This is a genomic window from Pseudomonas sp. P8_229 (genome assembly GCF_034008635.1).
Classification (GTDB): domain Bacteria; phylum Pseudomonadota; class Gammaproteobacteria; order Pseudomonadales; family Pseudomonadaceae; genus Aquipseudomonas.
The window spans coordinates 1,787,918-1,803,592 of the sequence record NZ_CP125378.1 but is presented as its reverse complement, the minus strand read 5'-3'; the positions used below and the strand labels follow the sequence as shown (position 1 = coordinate 1,803,592).

Annotated in this window: 14 protein-coding genes; 4 read left to right on the top strand and 10 right to left on the bottom strand. The window is 59.8% G+C overall.

Annotated features, from left to right (window positions below; genetic code table 11):
* Window positions 1–108: 108 nt before the first annotated feature.
* Window positions 109–1,020, top strand: a complete 912-nt coding sequence (gene lpxC, locus QMK55_RS08070; protein WP_007961638.1) for a UDP-3-O-acyl-N-acetylglucosamine deacetylase — start codon at window positions 109–111, stop codon at window positions 1,018–1,020.
* Between the two features lie 179 nt (window positions 1,021–1,199).
* On the opposite strand, the gene QMK55_RS08065 is transcribed toward lpxC, so the two are convergent.
* The 7 genes from QMK55_RS08065 to QMK55_RS08035 form a co-directional block, all read right to left on the bottom strand.
* Window positions 1,200–2,708: a sensor domain-containing diguanylate cyclase gene (locus QMK55_RS08065; protein WP_102356598.1), complete on the bottom strand. Its 1,509-nt coding sequence runs from the start codon at window positions 2,706–2,708 to the stop codon at window positions 1,200–1,202.
* Between the two features lie 198 nt (window positions 2,709–2,906).
* Window positions 2,907–4,223 carry an OprD family porin gene (locus QMK55_RS08060; RefSeq protein ID WP_320329013.1) on the bottom strand — a complete coding sequence of 439 codons (1,317 nt, stop codon included), beginning with the start codon at window positions 4,221–4,223 and terminating at the stop codon, window positions 2,907–2,909.
* Between the two features lie 197 nt (window positions 4,224–4,420).
* Window positions 4,421–4,642: a hypothetical protein gene (locus QMK55_RS08055; protein WP_102356601.1), complete on the bottom strand. Its 222-nt coding sequence runs from the start codon at window positions 4,640–4,642 to the stop codon at window positions 4,421–4,423.
* Window positions 4,643–4,928: 286 nt separating this feature from the next.
* Entirely contained in the window at window positions 4,929–6,293 is a 1,365-nt protein-coding gene (locus tag QMK55_RS08050) for a heavy metal sensor histidine kinase (RefSeq protein ID WP_320329012.1), read from the bottom strand.
* On the bottom strand, window positions 6,283–6,960 hold the full coding sequence (locus QMK55_RS08045) for a heavy metal response regulator transcription factor (protein ID WP_025109277.1): 678 nt from the start codon (window positions 6,958–6,960) through the stop codon (window positions 6,283–6,285). The genes QMK55_RS08050 and QMK55_RS08045 overlap by 11 nt, the downstream gene beginning before the upstream one ends.
* Before the next feature lie 8 nt (window positions 6,961–6,968).
* A complete protein-coding gene (locus QMK55_RS08040) occupies window positions 6,969–10,070 on the bottom strand; it encodes a multidrug efflux RND transporter permease subunit (RefSeq protein ID WP_320329011.1) in 3,102 nt (1,033 codons plus the stop codon).
* Window positions 10,067–11,227, bottom strand: coding sequence for an efflux RND transporter periplasmic adaptor subunit (locus QMK55_RS08035; protein ID WP_320329010.1), 1,161 nt, complete (start codon window positions 11,225–11,227; stop codon window positions 10,067–10,069). Before QMK55_RS08035 ends, QMK55_RS08040 begins: the two co-directional genes overlap by 4 nt.
* Window positions 11,228–11,912: 685 nt before the next feature.
* Between QMK55_RS08035 and QMK55_RS08030 the strand changes: the two genes are divergently transcribed.
* The 3 genes from QMK55_RS08030 (at window position 11,913) to QMK55_RS08020 (ending at window position 13,850) form a co-directional block, all read left to right on the top strand.
* Complete coding sequence (locus tag QMK55_RS08030) at window positions 11,913–12,218, top strand: hypothetical protein (protein ID WP_102356605.1); 306 nt, start codon at window positions 11,913–11,915, stop codon at window positions 12,216–12,218.
* Window positions 12,219–12,329: 111 nt separating this feature from the next.
* Window positions 12,330–12,569, top strand: coding sequence for a hypothetical protein (locus QMK55_RS08025; protein ID WP_102356606.1), 240 nt, complete (start codon window positions 12,330–12,332; stop codon window positions 12,567–12,569).
* 129 nt (window positions 12,570–12,698) lie between these two features.
* Complete coding sequence (locus QMK55_RS08020; RefSeq protein WP_320329009.1) at window positions 12,699–13,850, top strand: transporter substrate-binding domain-containing protein; 1,152 nt, start codon at window positions 12,699–12,701, stop codon at window positions 13,848–13,850.
* A 46-nt stretch (window positions 13,851–13,896) separates the two neighbouring features.
* Here QMK55_RS08020 and QMK55_RS08015 read toward each other — a convergent pair whose 3' ends face one another.
* The 3 genes from QMK55_RS08015 to QMK55_RS08005 form a co-directional block, all read right to left on the bottom strand.
* Entirely contained in the window at window positions 13,897–14,646 is a 750-nt protein-coding gene (locus QMK55_RS08015) for a YkgJ family cysteine cluster protein (protein ID WP_102356607.1), read from the bottom strand.
* 83 nt (window positions 14,647–14,729) lie between these two features.
* Window positions 14,730–15,056, bottom strand: coding sequence for a hypothetical protein (locus QMK55_RS08010; protein ID WP_320329008.1), 327 nt, complete (start codon window positions 15,054–15,056; stop codon window positions 14,730–14,732).
* A 146-nt stretch (window positions 15,057–15,202) separates the two neighbouring features.
* Window positions 15,203–15,664, bottom strand: a complete 462-nt coding sequence (locus QMK55_RS08005; protein ID WP_102356609.1) for a GNAT family N-acetyltransferase — start codon at window positions 15,662–15,664, stop codon at window positions 15,203–15,205.
* Window positions 15,665–15,675 lie beyond the last annotated feature (11 nt).

Here is a 15,675-nt window from a genome sequence, read left to right as displayed (position 1 = left end):
ATGTATCAGGGCTATGACGGTGATTGGTGTTCAGCAAAGGCTCGGTCTGCTATTATCGCCAGCCTTTGTTGATACCAGTTCGCAATTTGCGCTGAAGCGGCCCAAGCCATGATTAAACAACGCACACTGAAAAATATTATCCGTGCCACAGGTGTAGGCCTGCATTCCGGGGAGAAGGTCTACCTGACCCTCAAGCCTGCGCCTGTCGACACTGGCATTGTGTTTTGTCGCGCTGACCTCGACCCTGTGGTGCAGATTCCTGCCCGCGCGGAAAACGTCGGTGAAACCACTATGTCGACGACGCTGATCAACGGCGACGTCAAAGTGGACACGGTAGAGCACTTGCTCTCGGCCATGGCTGGCCTGGGCATCGATAACGCCTACGTCGAGCTCTCCGCGTCCGAAGTCCCGATCATGGATGGCAGCGCTGGACCGTTCGTATTCCTGATTCAATCGGCAGGCCTGGAAGAGCAGGACGCCGCCAAGAAATTCATCCGCATCCTGCGTGAAGTGACAGTGGAAGACGGCGACAAACGCGCCACTTTCGTCCCTTTCGAAGGGTTCAAGGTGAGCTTCGAGATCGACTTCGATCACCCGGTTTTCCGGGACCGCACCCAAAGTGCAAGCGTGGATTTTTCCAGCACTTCGTTCGTAAAAGAAGTCAGCCGCGCCCGTACTTTCGGTTTCATGAGTGACATCGAGTACCTGCGCAAGCACAACCTCGCACTCGGCGGCAGCGTTGAAAACGCGATCGTGGTGGATTCCGATGGTGTACTGAACGAAGACGGCCTTCGCTACGAAGACGAATTCGTGAAGCACAAGATCCTTGATGCGATTGGCGACCTGTACCTGCTGGGCAACAGCCTTATTGGTGAGTTCAAAGGCTTCAAGTCCGGTCATGCACTGAACAACCAGCTGCTGCGCAAGTTGATTGAGCAGACAGATGCGTGGGAAGTCGTGACGTTCGAAGACGCCAGCACTGCACCGATCTCTTACATGCGCCCGGTTGCGGCAGTGTAAGTAAAAAACCTCTCTAGTTTTTTGAAGGCCATCCTCGGATGGCCTTTTTTTATGCCCTGAATTTGATGTTGTCTGTTCTGGCGTCTTCGCGAGCAAGCCCGCTCCCACAGGGAGAACGCATTCCAAAAATGTGGGAGCGGGCTTGCTCGCGAAGAGGCCATTGCAACCACCGCAATACTTCAGCCAGCCACCACCACCCGATTGCGCCCACCTTCCTTGGCCTGATACAACGCCTTGTCCGCCGCAAACAGCAGTTGTTCCAGCGACATCTCGACTGCCGCCGTCCAGGTGCTGATGCCAATACTGACGGTCATCGCCACATCCGCGCCCTCGACTCTCGGCATCTGCTCGACTGCCTGGCGGATATGTTCGGCAATCTGACGTGCGCCGGTGCTGTCGGTTTCGGCGAGGATCACCGAAAACTCTTCGCCACCATAACGGGCGACCAGATCCGCCGGACGTCGCACGTTCGCGCTGATCACCTTGGCCAGCTCGCGCAGTGCCTGATCGCCGGCCTGATGCCCATGGCGATCGTTGAAGGCCTTGAAGTGGTCGGCGTCGATCATCATGACTGATAGCGGCTGGCCCGAGCGCTGGGCGCGGAACCATTCGTGGCGCAGCGACAGATCGAGCATTCGCCGGTTGGCCACCCCGGTCAGCGCATCGGTGGCGGCCAGTTGCGCCAGTTCGCGTTCGGCGCGTTGCCGTAAACGCAGTTCACGGGCGAGCAGCCAGGTCAGCCACAGCAGGCCGGCACAGAGCACGCCGGTGGCACCGCTGATCAACAACGCGGTGCGCCGCCAGGTGCCGAACACTTCATCGCTGGACAGCGCGACCATCACCGTCAGCGGCAAGTTACCGACCCGCGAATAGGTGTAGAGACGCTGCTGCTGATCCATGCTCGAGGTGCTGGTGAAACTGCCATTGCCATCCTTGTCCGCCAGGATCCGCACCACGTTGGGCCGGTTGCCGAAGCTCTTGCCGATGGAGTCGCTTTGCAGGTACGGCTTCTGCGCCAGCAGGATGCCGTCGCTGTTGATGATGTTCAGCGTACTGTCTTTGCCGATGTCGAGGCTGTTGAACAGCTGATCGAAGTAGTCGAGCTTCATCGAGGCCACGGCCACGCCGGCGAATTCGCCGGTGTCCGAGGAGATTCGCCGGCTGAAGCTGATGCGCCACTGGTTGGCTTCGTCGCAGTCGCAACGGGTCTTGAACGGGCGGCTGATGAACATGCCGGTGTCGCGGTTGAACGCGTGGGCGAGGAAGTAATCGCGGTCGGCGAAGTTGCCCGGTTTGGGCTCGACCCGCGATGAGTCGGCGATCACATCGCCATGCTTGTCGAGCAGCAGGATGTCGCCCTTGAAGCGCGCGGTGGTCGAACGGTCGAACAGCGCCAGGTGGCGGATCTGCGGAGTGACGTCGCGCAAGTCATCGCGCTGCGAGGCGGCGATCAGGCCTTGCAGGGTCAGGTCGTACAACTCGACGGTGCGCAGGACGTCAGCGTCGATCAGTTGCGCGATGGTGGTGGCGCTGCGGGTGGCCGATTCCTGAGCGTTGGCGTGCTCGCGGATCAGCAGAAACGTGACGATGCACAGAATCGCGATCACGGTCAGCGAACTGCCGCAGATCAGCAGCAATTCGGGACGTCCGGTCTTGCCCGCCACAGGTGGGGTACGGCTCGCGATCATGATGGGGGCTGTCGGTTGGGGGAATCTTAATAGCGTAGTTGCGTGAAGTCAGTGACGGTATTCAATTGTGGGAGCGGGCTTGCTCGCGAAAGCGCTGTGTCATTCAACATGGATGTCGACTGATACAGCGCTTTCGCGAGCAAGCCCGCTCCCACAGGGTAGATCAAAAACTTTGAGACGGGTGTTGTCGCGCCGATCTTAGAAGACGTTGATCGGATAGTCGACAATTACACGGTATTCATCTGTGTCAGTATCGATCGCGCCGTAACCGTTGCCACCACGGTTGGTCGCCCACTGCAGACGTACCGCGAGATCTTTCGCCTGGCCGCTCTGGACTACGTATTTCAAGTCGATGTCGCGCTCCCAGTGTTTGGCGTTACGACCGTCAGCGCTGTACCACGAAGCATAGCCTGTGCTGTGCGGATCAACCTTGGTCAGGTCCACGGTGCCGCGCGAGTACGACACCGCCGAGGTCAGGCCCGGCATGCCGAGACCGGCGAAGTCATAGGCGTACTTGAGCTTCCAGGAGCGCTCGTTCGGGCCGTTGAAGTCCGAGTACTGCTGGGAGTTATCGAGGTAAACGCTGTCACCCTGGCTGATGTAGTCGAATGGGGTGTTGCCATTCACGCGCTGGTATGCGGCAGTGACGCTGTGGCTGCCGATGCCGACGGTGAAATGCAGGCTGTAGGTGTTGTTGTCAATGTTGCCCAGCAGTGCGTCGCCGGTGTCTTGCGTGTGATAGAAGTGCAGGCCCGGGTTGAGGCTGACCAGATCGTTCAGCGACCAGGTGTAGTCGAGGTCGTAGTAGTACTGGTTCCAGATGTCCTTGAGCTCGGCGGCATACAGGTTGCTGGTCAGGCCTTCGACGCCGCTCCAGGAAACCCCGGTCCAGTTCAAGTGACGGCTTTCGTCGCCATCGGCCAGCTTGCCGTAGGAAGTGCCGATGCGCTGGCGACCGCTCTGGTTATAAGGCTTGGTGAAACTGGCCTGGCCACCTTCGAACATCCAGCCGTCCAAACTGTGGTTAGTCAGGCTGACGCCACGAAAGGTCTGCGGCAGCATGCGGCTTTCACCACCGGCAATCACCGGGTTGGTGAGGAACAGGTCACCGGCCTTCAGCTCGGTGTCGAACGCACGCATTTTCAGGGTGCCGCCCGCAGTCGAGAACGAGCCCGGCGCTTTGCCGTTGCCATCGCTGATCGGCAGGATGCTCGAGCCATCGGTACCGCCACCGCCGTCGAGCTTCAGCCCGAGCATGGCGTGGGCATCAATGCCGAAACCGACCGTGCCTTCGGTGTAACCCGACTGGAAGATCCCGAGAAAACCCTGGCCCCACTCGATGTTGTCGTCCGTCTGCTGCAGACGGTTGCGATTCATGTAGTAGTTGCGAGCGTTGAGGTTGAGGCTCGAACCTTCGACGAAGCCTTCCCTGGCGGCTTCGTCGGCATGGGCGGCGGGCGCAATCGTTGCGGCAATTGCAATGAACAGCGGGGTGAAGCTGACTGGGTAACGCACTTGCGATGGAGCTCCTTGGGTCAACTGACACTTCAATGTCTTGAGGTGCGGGAAGTTTCTTGTTGTTACAGACGAACCAAACGGCTTTCAGACCACAACGAAAAAAGGCCGCTGAAAGGCAGCGGCCTGGAATGACGACGGTTGAACGGGAAGAGCCAAACAACCGCGTCGAGGGAAAATTTTTCGCGGTACGCGACTCAGCTGTCTTTCTCGGCCGCTTGAGCCTGTGAAGTGGCGGCCTGAGGGGCTTGCGAGGCGTCTTGCGACTTGACCAGCACTTCTGCCTGAGACTGTTCGAAGGCGTGAGCGCGAGCGGCATTCTGCGCTACGAACGACTGCGATTCTTCAGCCATCGCCATCGGCGACAGGATCAATGAGGACAAAACGAACGCGCTGGCAATACCCATACTGTTGGACATCTTGAAAACCTTCTTGCTTGGCAAGTGCTGTTTGGTGCGGGCAAAGATAAGGTTGCCGGGCGTTGGGAAACAGCATGATTTTCATAAATGACTGTTACAGCAAAGGCAAAGATCGAGAGGGGGGACTCCATTCTCTGTGGTGAGGGAATTCATCCCCGATGGGCTGCGAAGCGGCCCCAAAATCAGCAATCGCGATCCTCCTGACACAACTTGCACAGAGGATTCAGGGCTGCTTTGCAACCCATCGGGGATAAATCCCCTCGCCACAGGGGACTATAATCAGCGATTAAACAGGGAGATGAATCCCGAAGGTATTCATCCCCCGATCACTGCGCACAAACACATCCCCACCATGCATCAGCGCAATCGCCTTGACGATCGCCAGCCCCAGGCCATGGTTATTGCCGCTGTTGCTGCGTGACGCATCGACCCGATAGAAGCGCTCGAACAGACGCGGCAAGTGCTCGCTGGCAATCGGCGATCCCGGGTTGGCCACGCCGATGCTGACCTGATGTTCCTCGACCTCGATTCGCACCTCGATCACTTTGCCAGGCGCGGTGTGTTGCACGGCGTTACTCAGCAGATTGATCAACGCCCGCCGCAAATGCGCGATTTCGATGCGCACATGCGCATCACCACTCACGTGCACCTGCACTTGCGCGTCTTCGAGGATGAAATCCAGGTATTCCAGCGTGGTCGCGACCTCATCGGCCAACGAGGTTTCGGTCAGTTTGGTCGCCTTGCTGCCCTGGTCGGCGCTGGCAAGAAACAGCATGTCGTTGATGATCGAACGCAGGCGCTCCAGCTCTTCGAGGTTGGATTGCAGCACTTCGAAGTAGTGTTCGGCGGAGCGCCCGCGGGTTAGTGCGACCTGGGTCTGGCCGATCAGGTTGGTCAGTGGCGAGCGCAGTTCATGGGCCACGTCGGCATTGAACGATTCCAGCCGCGAGTAGGCCTGTTCGACCCGCTCCAGCGTCGAGTTGAACGACTCGACAAACTGCTCAAGTTCCGGCGGCAACGGCGACAGGCGCAAGCGTCCGGCGCGCAGTGGTGGCGCCAGGCGCTGGGCTTCGTGGGACAGTTTGATCAGCGGCTTGAGGCCAATCCGCGCGACCCAGTAACCCAATGCCGACGCCATCAGCACCCCGATAATCGCCAGGCTGACCAAGGCGATCAGCAGGTTGTGCTGAGTCTCGTGGAAGGTCTCGGTGTCGATGCCGATCATGAAGCGCAGCGGCGGGCGCTGATCCTTGGCCGGCAGTTCGGTCAGCAGCACTTTCAGCGGATAGGGGTGGTCGGGCAACTGCAGGTCATGCATGCCCGTCAGGCCTTTGGCGAAGGTGCGGATCAGGGCGTCCGGCTCGCCATACTCGTAACCGGGATCACCGCTGACCACCCAGAAACGGATGCGCTTGTCTTCCTCGCCGAGCAGCTTGAGCTTGGCGTTGATCTTCACCCAATGCTCGGGTGTGCCATAACGGTTGAGGGCCGATTCGAGCACGCTGTAACGCGCGTCCAGTTCGGCCTCCGGCAACAGGCCCAGGCCCTTGTCGACCTGCTGATACAACGCACCGCCGATCAACAGAAACACCAGCAGCGCCACCAGCGTGAACATCCCGCTCAGGCGCAGCGCGATGGAATTACTGGACACCACGGCTCTCCAGCACATAACCCATGCCGCGAATGGTGTGCAGCAGTTTCTCGTCGAACGGCCCGTCGAGCTTGGCCCGCAGACGCTTGATCGCGACTTCGACGACATTCGCGTCACTGTCGAAATTGATGTCCCAGACCATCTCGGCGATGGCGGTTTTCGAGAGGATTTCACCTTGGCGCCGCGCCAACACGCTGAGCAGCGAGAACTCTTTCGCCGTCAGGTCCAGTCGCGTGCCGGCGCGGGTCGCCTTGCGGCTGATCAAGTCTATCCACAGGTCGGCGATGCTCACCTGCACCGGTTCATGCCCGCCGCTGCGCCGGGTCAGCGCTTGCAGGCGCGCGACTAGTTCGAGGAAGGAAAACGGTTTGCCGAGGTAATCGTCGGCGCCGTCGCGCAGGCCCTTGATGCGGTCTTCGACCCGCTCGCGGGCGGTGAGCATGATCACTGGGGTTTGCTTGCGTGCACGCAGCGCGCGCAGCACACCGAAGCCGTCCAGGCCCGGCAACATCACGTCGAGGACGATCACCGCGTAGTCGCCTTCCAGCGCCAGGTGCAGGCCCTCGACGCCGTCGCGGGCCAGATCCACGGTGTAACCCTGTTCCGTCAGACCGCGGTGCAGATAATCTGCGGTTTTTTCCTCGTCTTCGATAATCAGAACGCGCATGACCCGCCTCAGTCTGTGGTTGCCAGCGCTGGTGAAGGCGCAGGCTTAGGCCGATGGAACAGCCGCTCAAGCCACAAGTATATGACCGGAGTGGTAAACAACGTCAGCATCTGGCTGACCAGCAAACCGCCCACCACCGCGATCCCCAGCGGCTGGCGCAGTTCGGCGCCAGTGCCATAACCGAGCATCAGCGGCAGGGCGCCAAGCAGGGCGGCGAGGGTGGTCATGATGATCGGCCGGAACCGCGTGATGCACGCCTCGTAAATCGCATCCTGCGGCGGCAGTCCACGATGGCGCTGCGCTTCGAGGGCGAAGTCGATCATCAGGATGCCGTTCTTCTTGACGATACCGATCAGCAGCACCAGCCCGATCAGCGCCATGATCGAAAAGTCCTGGCCGCAGATCCACAGCATGATCACCGCGCCCAAACCTGCCGCCGGCAGCGTGGAAATGATCGTCAGCGGATGCACGAAACTCTCATAAAGCACGCCGAGAATGATGTACACCGCCACCAGCGCTGCGAGAATCAGCCACGGCTGGCTGGCCAGCGAACTCTGGAATGCCTGCGCCGCGCCCTGGAAGTTGCCGCTGATCGCGGTCGGCATGCCGATCTCGGCCTTGGCCTGATTGAGCAGGATCACTGCGTCACCCAACGCCACGCCGGGAGCGAGGTTGAACGACAGGTTGGCCGCCGGGAACATGCCGTCGTGGGCAATCGACAGTGGGCCGATGGTCGGCGCATCAAATTTTGCCAGCGCCGACAGCGGCACCATCTCGCCACTCAGTGGCGAGCGCAGGTAGAAATAGTTGAGGCTTTCGGCCTTGCCGCGCTGTTTGGTGTCCAGTTCCAGAATCACGTTGTACTGGTTGACCTGGGTCTGGAACTCGTTGATCTGGCGCTGACCGAAGGCGTCGTACAGCGCCTCGTCGACAGCGCTTGCGGTGAGGCCGAAACGTGCGGCGGCGCTGCGGTCGATGCTGATGTGAGTGATGCTGCCGCCCAATTGCAGGTCGTTGGAAATGTCGCGGAACGCCGGGTTGCTGCGCAGTTTTTCTGTCAGGCGCTGGGTCCAGGTGGCGAGGGTCGCACCGTCGTTGCTCTTGAGCACGTATTGGTACTGCGCGCGGCTCGGCCCGGAGCTGAGGTTGATGTCTTGCCCTGCGCGCAGGTACAGCACGATGCCCGGGACTTTCATCAGTTGCGGACGAATCCGATCGATGAACTGGCTGGCCGAGACGTCACGGTCACCACGTTTTTTCAGGGCGATCCAGAAGCGCCCGTTGGCGATGGTCTGGTTACTGCCCGACACGCCCACCGAGTGGGAAAACGCCTGCACGGCCGGGTCGGCGGCGACGATTTCGGCCATCGCCAGGTGCTTTTTCACCATGTCGCCGTAGGAGATATCCGCAGCGGCTTCGGTGGTGCCGAGGACAAAACCGGTGTCCTGCACCGGGAAGAAACCTTTGGGGATAAAGATGTAACCACCGATGGCCATTGCCAGTGATAAACCGAATACGCCGATCATCAATTTCTGATGGGCGAGGGCGCGGCGCAGGCCTTTCTCGTACCAGCCGAGCAAGCGTTCGCTGAAACCCGGTTTGTCGTGGGCGTGATGCACCGGTTTGCGCATGAACAGCGCCGCCAGCGTCGGCGCCAGAGTCAGCGAGACCACCACGGAAATCATGATGGTCGAGGTCGCGGTCAGGGCGAATTCCTTGAACAGTCGCCCAACCACGCCGCCCATGAACAGCAGCGGAATAAACGCCGCCACCAGCGAGAAACTGATCGAGACCACAGTGAAACCAATCTCGCCGGCACCCTTGATGGCCGCTTCGCGCATGTCGTCACCGGCCTCCAGATGCCGGTGGATGTTTTCCACCACCACAATCGCATCGTCGACGACGAAGCCGACCGCGACGACGATCGCCACCAGCGTCAGGTTGTTCAGGCTGAAACCGAGGATGTACATCAGGGCGAAACTGGCGATCAACGACACACCGAGTACCGCCGAGACAATCAGGGTCGCCGACAACTGACGCAGGAACAGCGCCATTACCGCGACCACCAGTAGAATTGCGATCATCAGGGTGATTTCGACTTCATGCAGCGAGGCACGAATGGTCTGGGTGCGGTCGATCAGGGTTTTCACTTGCACCGAGGCGGGCAGCATCGCTTCGAGGCCGGGCAGTGCGGCCTGGATACGGTCGACGGTTTCGACAATGTTGGCGCCGGGCTGGCGCGAGATCACCAGGTTCACACCGGGTTGATCGCCGGCCCACGCTTGCACGTAGGCATCTTCCGAACCGTTGACGACTTTGGCGACATCGCGCAGGTGAACCGGCGCGCCATCCTTGTAGGAAACGATGAGTTGGCTGTAGTCCTCAGGATGGAACAACTGGTCGTTGGTCGACAGCGTCGAGATGCTCGACTCGCCGTACAGCGCACCTTTGGCGAGGTTGAGGCTGGTCTGCTGGATCGCCAGCCGAATGTCGGCGAGGGTCAGGCCGATCGCCGCGAGTTTGTCCGCCGAGGCTTGCACGCGAATCGCCGGACGTTGCTGACCGGTAATGTTGATTTGGCCTACGCCGTCGATCTGACTGATCTGACGCGAGAGCAGGGTTTCCACGAGGTCGCTGAGTTCGGTGCCAGGCATTTGCGTCGAGCTGACGCTGAGGATCAGCACCGGGCTGTCGGCCGGGTTGACCTTCTTCCACGTTGGCAGCGTCGGCATGTCCTTGGGCAGTTTGCCGGCGGCGGTGTTGATCGCGGCTTGTACTTCCTGCGCGGCGGTGTCGATGCTTTTATCGAGGGTGAATTGCAGGGTCAAAAGGCTTGAGCCCAAGGCACTGCTTGAAGTCATCTGGGTCATGCCGGGGATGGCGCTGAATTGTACCTCCAGCGGCGTGGCCACGGATGAAGCCATGGTGTCGGGGCTGGCGCCGGGCAACTGCGCGGACACCTGAATCGTCGGAAATTCCGCTTCCGGCAGTGGGGCAATCGGCAAGCGCGGGAAGGCAATTGCGCCGACCAGCACCAGCGCGATGGTCAGCAGAATCGTTGCGACCGGGTGATCGATGCACCACGTGGAGACGCCTTTGTGCGCCTTCATGGTTTCGGCTCCGCTTGCACCACCTGCGGCGGCTCGCTCATGACCTGCACGGTGGAGCCGGGTTTGAGCCGCGACTGGCCATCGGTCACCAGTACGTCACCGGCCTTCACGCCTTTGATGATGTCCTGGTCGCTGCCCTGATAAACCATCTGCACCTGCACCGCTTCGACCTTGTTGCCATTCACCCGGTAAACGAAGTGCTGATCGAGACCGCGTTGTACGACGGTGGGCGGTACAACCAGCGCATCCTTGTCCAGCGCCGTCTGAATTTTTACCGTGACCAACAGGCCGGGCCAGAGCTTCTGGCTGGCGTTGTCGAATTCGGCTTTGGCGCGGATGGTGCCGGTGTTGGCGTTGATCTGGTTGTCGATTAGGGTCAGGTGACCTTCGCCGAGCAGGTTGCCGGTTTCGCCATCGGTGTCGGCGCCGATGTAGGCCTTGACCTGGGCGCGTTGCGGATCGTTGATCAGGCCTTGCAGGGTCGGCAGCATTTGCTGGGGCAGGGAAAACTCGACGGCGATCGGGTCGATCTGGGTGACGGTGAACAGGCCGGTGGTGTCGGTCATGCGCAGGAAGTTGCCTTCATCGACTGTACGAATACCGACGCGGCCAGTGACCGGGGAGCGGATCTGCGTGTAGGAAAGTTGTACCTGTGCTGCATCAATTGAGGCCTGGTTGCCTTGGGCGGTGGCCTTCAATTGGTTGACCAGGGCTTGTTGCTGGTCGTAGGTCTGTTTGGAGACGCCGTCGTCGACGCTGAGCAGTTTGTAGCGTTTGAGGTTGACCAGCGCGACTTGCAGTTGTGCCTGGCTTTCGCCCAGTTGGGCGCGGGTCTGGTCGAGGCTGGCGCGGATGGAGCGGTCGTCGATGGTGGCCAGCAGGTCGCCTGCTTTGACCAGTTGGCCTTCTTTGACGAGGATTTTGGTGAGGATGCCGTCGATCTGGGGGCGCACTACGACGCTGTGTAATGAGAGTACGGAGCCGATGCCGCTGGTGTAGCGGGGGACGTCTTTTTCGCTGACCGCTATGACTCGCACGGGGATTGCTGTGGGGGTGGCGAGTTTGGTTGCGGCGGGTTTCAGGGCGTACCACAGACCTGCGCCTGCGAGGACGATCAATAGGGTGGCGAGCAGGGCTTTGTTCTTTTGGATTCGCATGCGGGGTGGGCGCCGGACGGAGTTTGGGCAGGGTTGTTGTCTTTATAAACCTGTCTGCGGGTCAGTAGGGTGACGGCTAGCTGTCGGCGCTGTCAGTTTCGCTGGCTACATATCCGTTGCTGCGGTAACGGCAGCTTAGGGTTTCGCCCTGACGGCGACTCACTTTTTTTACAAACGCCTAAAAAAGTAAGCAAAAAAACGCTTGCTCCTGCGTGCGGCCCGCTCGCTGGGGCTCGGGGTTCCTTCGCTCCGGGATTGATCCGGGCGCAGCGCCTCCGGTTTGCTTCGCTGCACCTCCTCTCGCTGTGTTTGGCTGCGCCAAACGGTCGCTGCGCTCCCACGCCCGGATCAATCCCTCCACTCAGCCTTCCGACGTCGCCCGTAGATCAAGATCAAGAGCAGGCGAGCTGCACTCGGCCTATTGAGTGGTGAAGAGCGGGGCGTGGTCGGCTTTGGATTTGTGGTGGATTTTCCCCTCACCCCAGCCCTCTCCCGAGGGAGAGGGGGCCGATTTGTGTGCTGTTCAAAGCCTGAGTTCAACACGGTATCGCACGTCGGCGTACCTCGCCCAAACACTACAACTAATCTCTTAAAGATCCGCCTCTATGAGCGGATACAGCTTGTATGGCTCAGGCCGCGCACGGCCCAAATCTCTCTGGGCCGTCCACTTCGGGAGTGTCTTGATATGAAGCTGAAAACCGCTCTGCCGTATGTGCTTCTCTTGCTTCCACTCACTACGTTTGCAGCGCCTGCCAGTCAATCCGGCGAGATCCGCTTTACCGGGCAAATCGTTGATTCGGGCTGTCAGGTCGGACCGGTCGGGGCGTTTGCGTCTCGTGAGTCTCGCCAGATCGAAATCAAGCCCGGCGTGAAAGTCGATGTCGACACTGAGCGCAACGCTTGCAGTCATCAGGCGCTGCCGATTTCCGTACGTTATGAAGCGCTGAAGACCTCGACCGACAAAGGCATCGTTATCATCAGTTACCTGTAAACCGTTCGGCGTGCGCTGCAAATCTTCAGGTGCCGAGCGATGGCGCACAGGTATACTGCGCGCCATCGCGGCTCACTGATCGGGCCCGACTTTTTGCTTTCCGGAGCTTTTATGACTTCCCCGACCCTGCCGCCGGTTGACGACGCTGTGAGCGATATCCCGGCTGAACTGGCCGACACCAGCGATACCAAAGCCGATATCCCGGCGTTCAAGTTTCCGTTCAAGCCGGGCGAGCTGGCCTCTGCCAAAGGCTCAAACCAGCCGTGGTACAAGAACGGCGCCAAGAACGGTCACACCAAGACCCCAGGCATGGCGCCGCCGGGCACCCGTCGTTCGATGGGCAAGCGCTGATCTGTTTTGAAGTAGTCGCAGCAAGATGAAGATTATTCCCACAGAGATAGCTGATTCATCCTCTGGGAATCCAAGTGGCCTTTAGTCAAAGATTCATGTCCCGTGAACGCTTTGATGAAGGTCGCTTCCATGTCTCTGGCAAAAATCCTGTCCACGTTGTCGCTATTAGCTCTGACCACCGGTTGCGTGTCGTCGGCGGTCGAGCCGACGCTGCGGTTTGGCGTTGAACCACTGGTTCCTCCCTTTGAAAGTCGCGACGATAAAGGTGAACTGGTCGGTCTGAACATCGAGCTGGGCAACGCACTGTGCACCGAATTGCAAAAGCGTTGTGTCTGGGTCGATCAGGAATACGCGACCAATGTCGAGGCGCTTGAGGCCAAGCGTTTCGACGTGATCATGCCGATGACGGCCACCCCGGCGCGGCGGGAACGCATCGATTTCACCGACAATCTTTATCCGTTGAGCGGCCAATTGGTGGCGCGCAAGGGGGCAAACCTGCAACCTGATGTTCAGTCCCTCAAAGGTAAGCGGGTTGGCGTATTGGCTGGCACCAGTCGCGAAGCATTCGCCAAGGCGCGGTGGGCGGAATCGGGGGTGACGATTCGTAGCTTTCAGTTCAATGACCAACTGATTGCCAGCCTGCAGAGCGGTGAGATCGATGCGACTTTGCAGGATTCCATCGAAATCACTCACGCCTTGCTGAGCCTGCCTCAGGGTGAAGCCTTCGGTTTTGCGGGGCCGGCGCTCGAGGACCCGATGCTGGGCACGGGCGTGGCCATGGCGCTGCGCAAAACCGACAGCAAACTGCGTGATGAGCTCAATACGGCCCTCGAGCGTTTGAAGCAGAACGGCCAGTATCAGGCGATCACCGAACGCTATCTGCCGCCGGCCGTTGATGACTCTTTGCGCTATCAAGCCAATGATGAAAGGTTGCCGTTTTCCGATTCGGTCAGGGTCGGCGAGACGATCTATTTGTCCGGTGTGCTCGGGCTTGATGTCAAAGGAGAGTTGGTAAAAGGCGGGATTGGTCCGCAGATGGTTCAGGTGCTGGAAAATCTGCGCGGCGCGCTGGACCGCAGTGGATCGTCCCTATCCCATGTCGCCAAGTGCACCGTGATCCTTACCGACGTCAAGGATTTCGCCGGGATGAATGCGGAATATCGCCGGTATTTCCCGAGCGACCGGTTACCTGCGCGTACGACGTTCGCTGGCAAGCAATTGATAGTGCCGGGAGCGAAAGTCGAGCTTGAGTGTCTGGCGGTGGCCGCCACTCGAGATTGATGCTGCCTGCTCGCAAAAGGGCCTTCAGCCACCTCGAGAGTTTGGATCAAGCCGCCCGCAGCGAGATAAACGCATACGTCTGCGCCGGTTCAGTCACCACCTGCGCCCCGGCCGCCAACACTTCCCCGGCAACATCATCCCCGGACAAATGAAACACCCACTCACTCGGCACAGTTGTCAGCGGTTGCGCGGTGACCTGATCAATCACCGAAGCAAAAGCGCTCATATTCGGCAAGTACGCAGTAAACCCGTCACCCTTGAGCGCCGTGGTGCGAATCCCGAGCATCGCGCAAATCGCGTCCTTGATGCCGATGTCATCCCGATCCGCTTGCCGTGAGCGTTGAATCAACTCAACCAGTTCCTGATCCACCAACTCACCACCGGCAATCAACACCGGCCCCTGTTCCCAAGACTCTGGCGGGCAATCCTTGGCAGCAGGGTTGAGCGGGATATGCGGATTGATTTCTGCCGGATAAATGCGGCACACCAACGGTCGCCGTTCATAGATCCGGCACAGCTTGTCTTCGTCAAGATTCCGGCAGGGACCGACGTTGTAGGCGGCGAAGGTGATTGCCACGTGCGCAGCGGTCGCGCCGCTGCGCACCACCACCGAACGGCGTTCGGCATGTTCACGCTGTTGCGCCGGTAAGCCCAGGCCATTGCCGAGAAAGGCCTCGACCAGCACGATCACCTGGCCGCCATCCGCCGCCCACATACGGGCTTCGGCCAAGGTCAGCGGGACATGATGATCGGTGCAGCATTTGCCGCAGCCTACGCAGGAAAACGTCGTATTCATTGAGCGATCTGTCTTCAATCAGGGTGTGAGACGGTGGCGGAAAACCACCGCACAGGCCCGGATCGAAGCAAGTTGCGCGCCAGTCACTGGGTTTTGCCGGTCGGCCGGATCGAGTCCCACTCGGTGACGAAGGCGGTTTTGGACTGTTTGTTGTACAGGCACAGCTCGGTGCCCTGTTGGCCTTTCATGTGTTTTTGCGGGTATTGGCCTTGCAGCAACACGGCGGTGTAGCCGACGCGGTCATCGAATTGTGCGGGGGTGCCGACCGGTCTGGCGTTTTTCAGGCCACTGGCTTTGGTGCAACTGGCGAGTACGCTTTTGTCATAAGCGGCCCAGGCGTCGGGGCTGGAGGCGTGAGCCTGAGAGGCGAGGGCGGTGAGGCAGAGCAGGCTTGCGGTGAGGGCTTTCATGTTGGGCATCCTTGGTCGTGGGTGGCCAAGGTTGGAGTCTGCCAAGGGTTTTTGGTTGCCTGGTTTAAAGTCAAAAGATCGCAGCCTTCGGCAGCTCCTACCTGTGATCCTCTGTAGGCGCTGCCGAAGGCTGCGATCTTTTGATCTTACAGTTCCGGTACCAACTCCCGGCGCACCACATACATCCCGGCACTTTCATACAACCGCTGCGCCCGCCGGTTGTCTTCCAGTACCTTCAAATCGACAAAACCTTCACGCCGTTGCTTAAACACCTTGAATGCATTCAGCAGCAGCGCGCGGCCCAATCCCATACCCTGAGCGCGCGGATGCACCACCAGATTCTTGATATAGGAGCTGGTCCAGCATTGCGCCACGCCGACCACGCCCTCGGCATCGCAGGCGATGAAACACAACGTCGGATCGTATTCGGGATCGTTTTCAAACCGCTGCTGCCAGTCTTCCAGTGCCGGCACCCGACCGCCACCTTCACGGAAACCGATTTGCATCAGTCGATGCACCGCTGGCGCCAGTTCGGCGCGGTAGACAGACAGTTCGATACCTTGCGGCAAAGGAGCGAGCGGCACGTCCTTGTTGAGGTCGCGCCGCATCAAAAAACAAT

Coding starts and splice junctions, on each gene's coding strand:
- QMK55_RS08035 (WP_320329010.1), bottom strand. CDS start 11,227: ATGCGAATCCAAAAGAACAAAGCCCTGCTCGCCACCCTATTGATCGTC.
- QMK55_RS08065 (WP_102356598.1), bottom strand. CDS start 2,708: ATGATCGCGAGCCGTACCCCACCTGTGGCGGGCAAGACCGGACGTCCC.
- QMK55_RS08010 (WP_320329008.1), bottom strand. CDS start 15,056: ATGAAAGCCCTCACCGCAAGCCTGCTCTGCCTCACCGCCCTCGCCTCT.
- QMK55_RS08040 (WP_320329011.1), bottom strand. CDS start 10,070: ATGAAGGCGCACAAAGGCGTCTCCACGTGGTGCATCGATCACCCGGTC.
- QMK55_RS08045 (WP_025109277.1), bottom strand. CDS start 6,960: ATGCGCGTTCTGATTATCGAAGACGAGGAAAAAACCGCAGATTATCTG.
- QMK55_RS08030 (WP_102356605.1), top strand. CDS start 11,913: ATGAAGCTGAAAACCGCTCTGCCGTATGTGCTTCTCTTGCTTCCACTC.
- QMK55_RS08020 (WP_320329009.1), top strand. CDS start 12,699: ATGTCTCTGGCAAAAATCCTGTCCACGTTGTCGCTATTAGCTCTGACC.
- lpxC (WP_007961638.1), top strand. CDS start 109: ATGATTAAACAACGCACACTGAAAAATATTATCCGTGCCACAGGTGTA.
- QMK55_RS08025 (WP_102356606.1), top strand. CDS start 12,330: ATGACTTCCCCGACCCTGCCGCCGGTTGACGACGCTGTGAGCGATATC.
- QMK55_RS08015 (WP_102356607.1), bottom strand. CDS start 14,646: ATGAATACGACGTTTTCCTGCGTAGGCTGCGGCAAATGCTGCACCGAT.
- QMK55_RS08055 (WP_102356601.1), bottom strand. CDS start 4,642: ATGTCCAACAGTATGGGTATTGCCAGCGCGTTCGTTTTGTCCTCATTG.
- QMK55_RS08005 (WP_102356609.1), bottom strand. CDS start 15,664: ATGCGGCGCGACCTCAACAAGGACGTGCCGCTCGCTCCTTTGCCGCAA.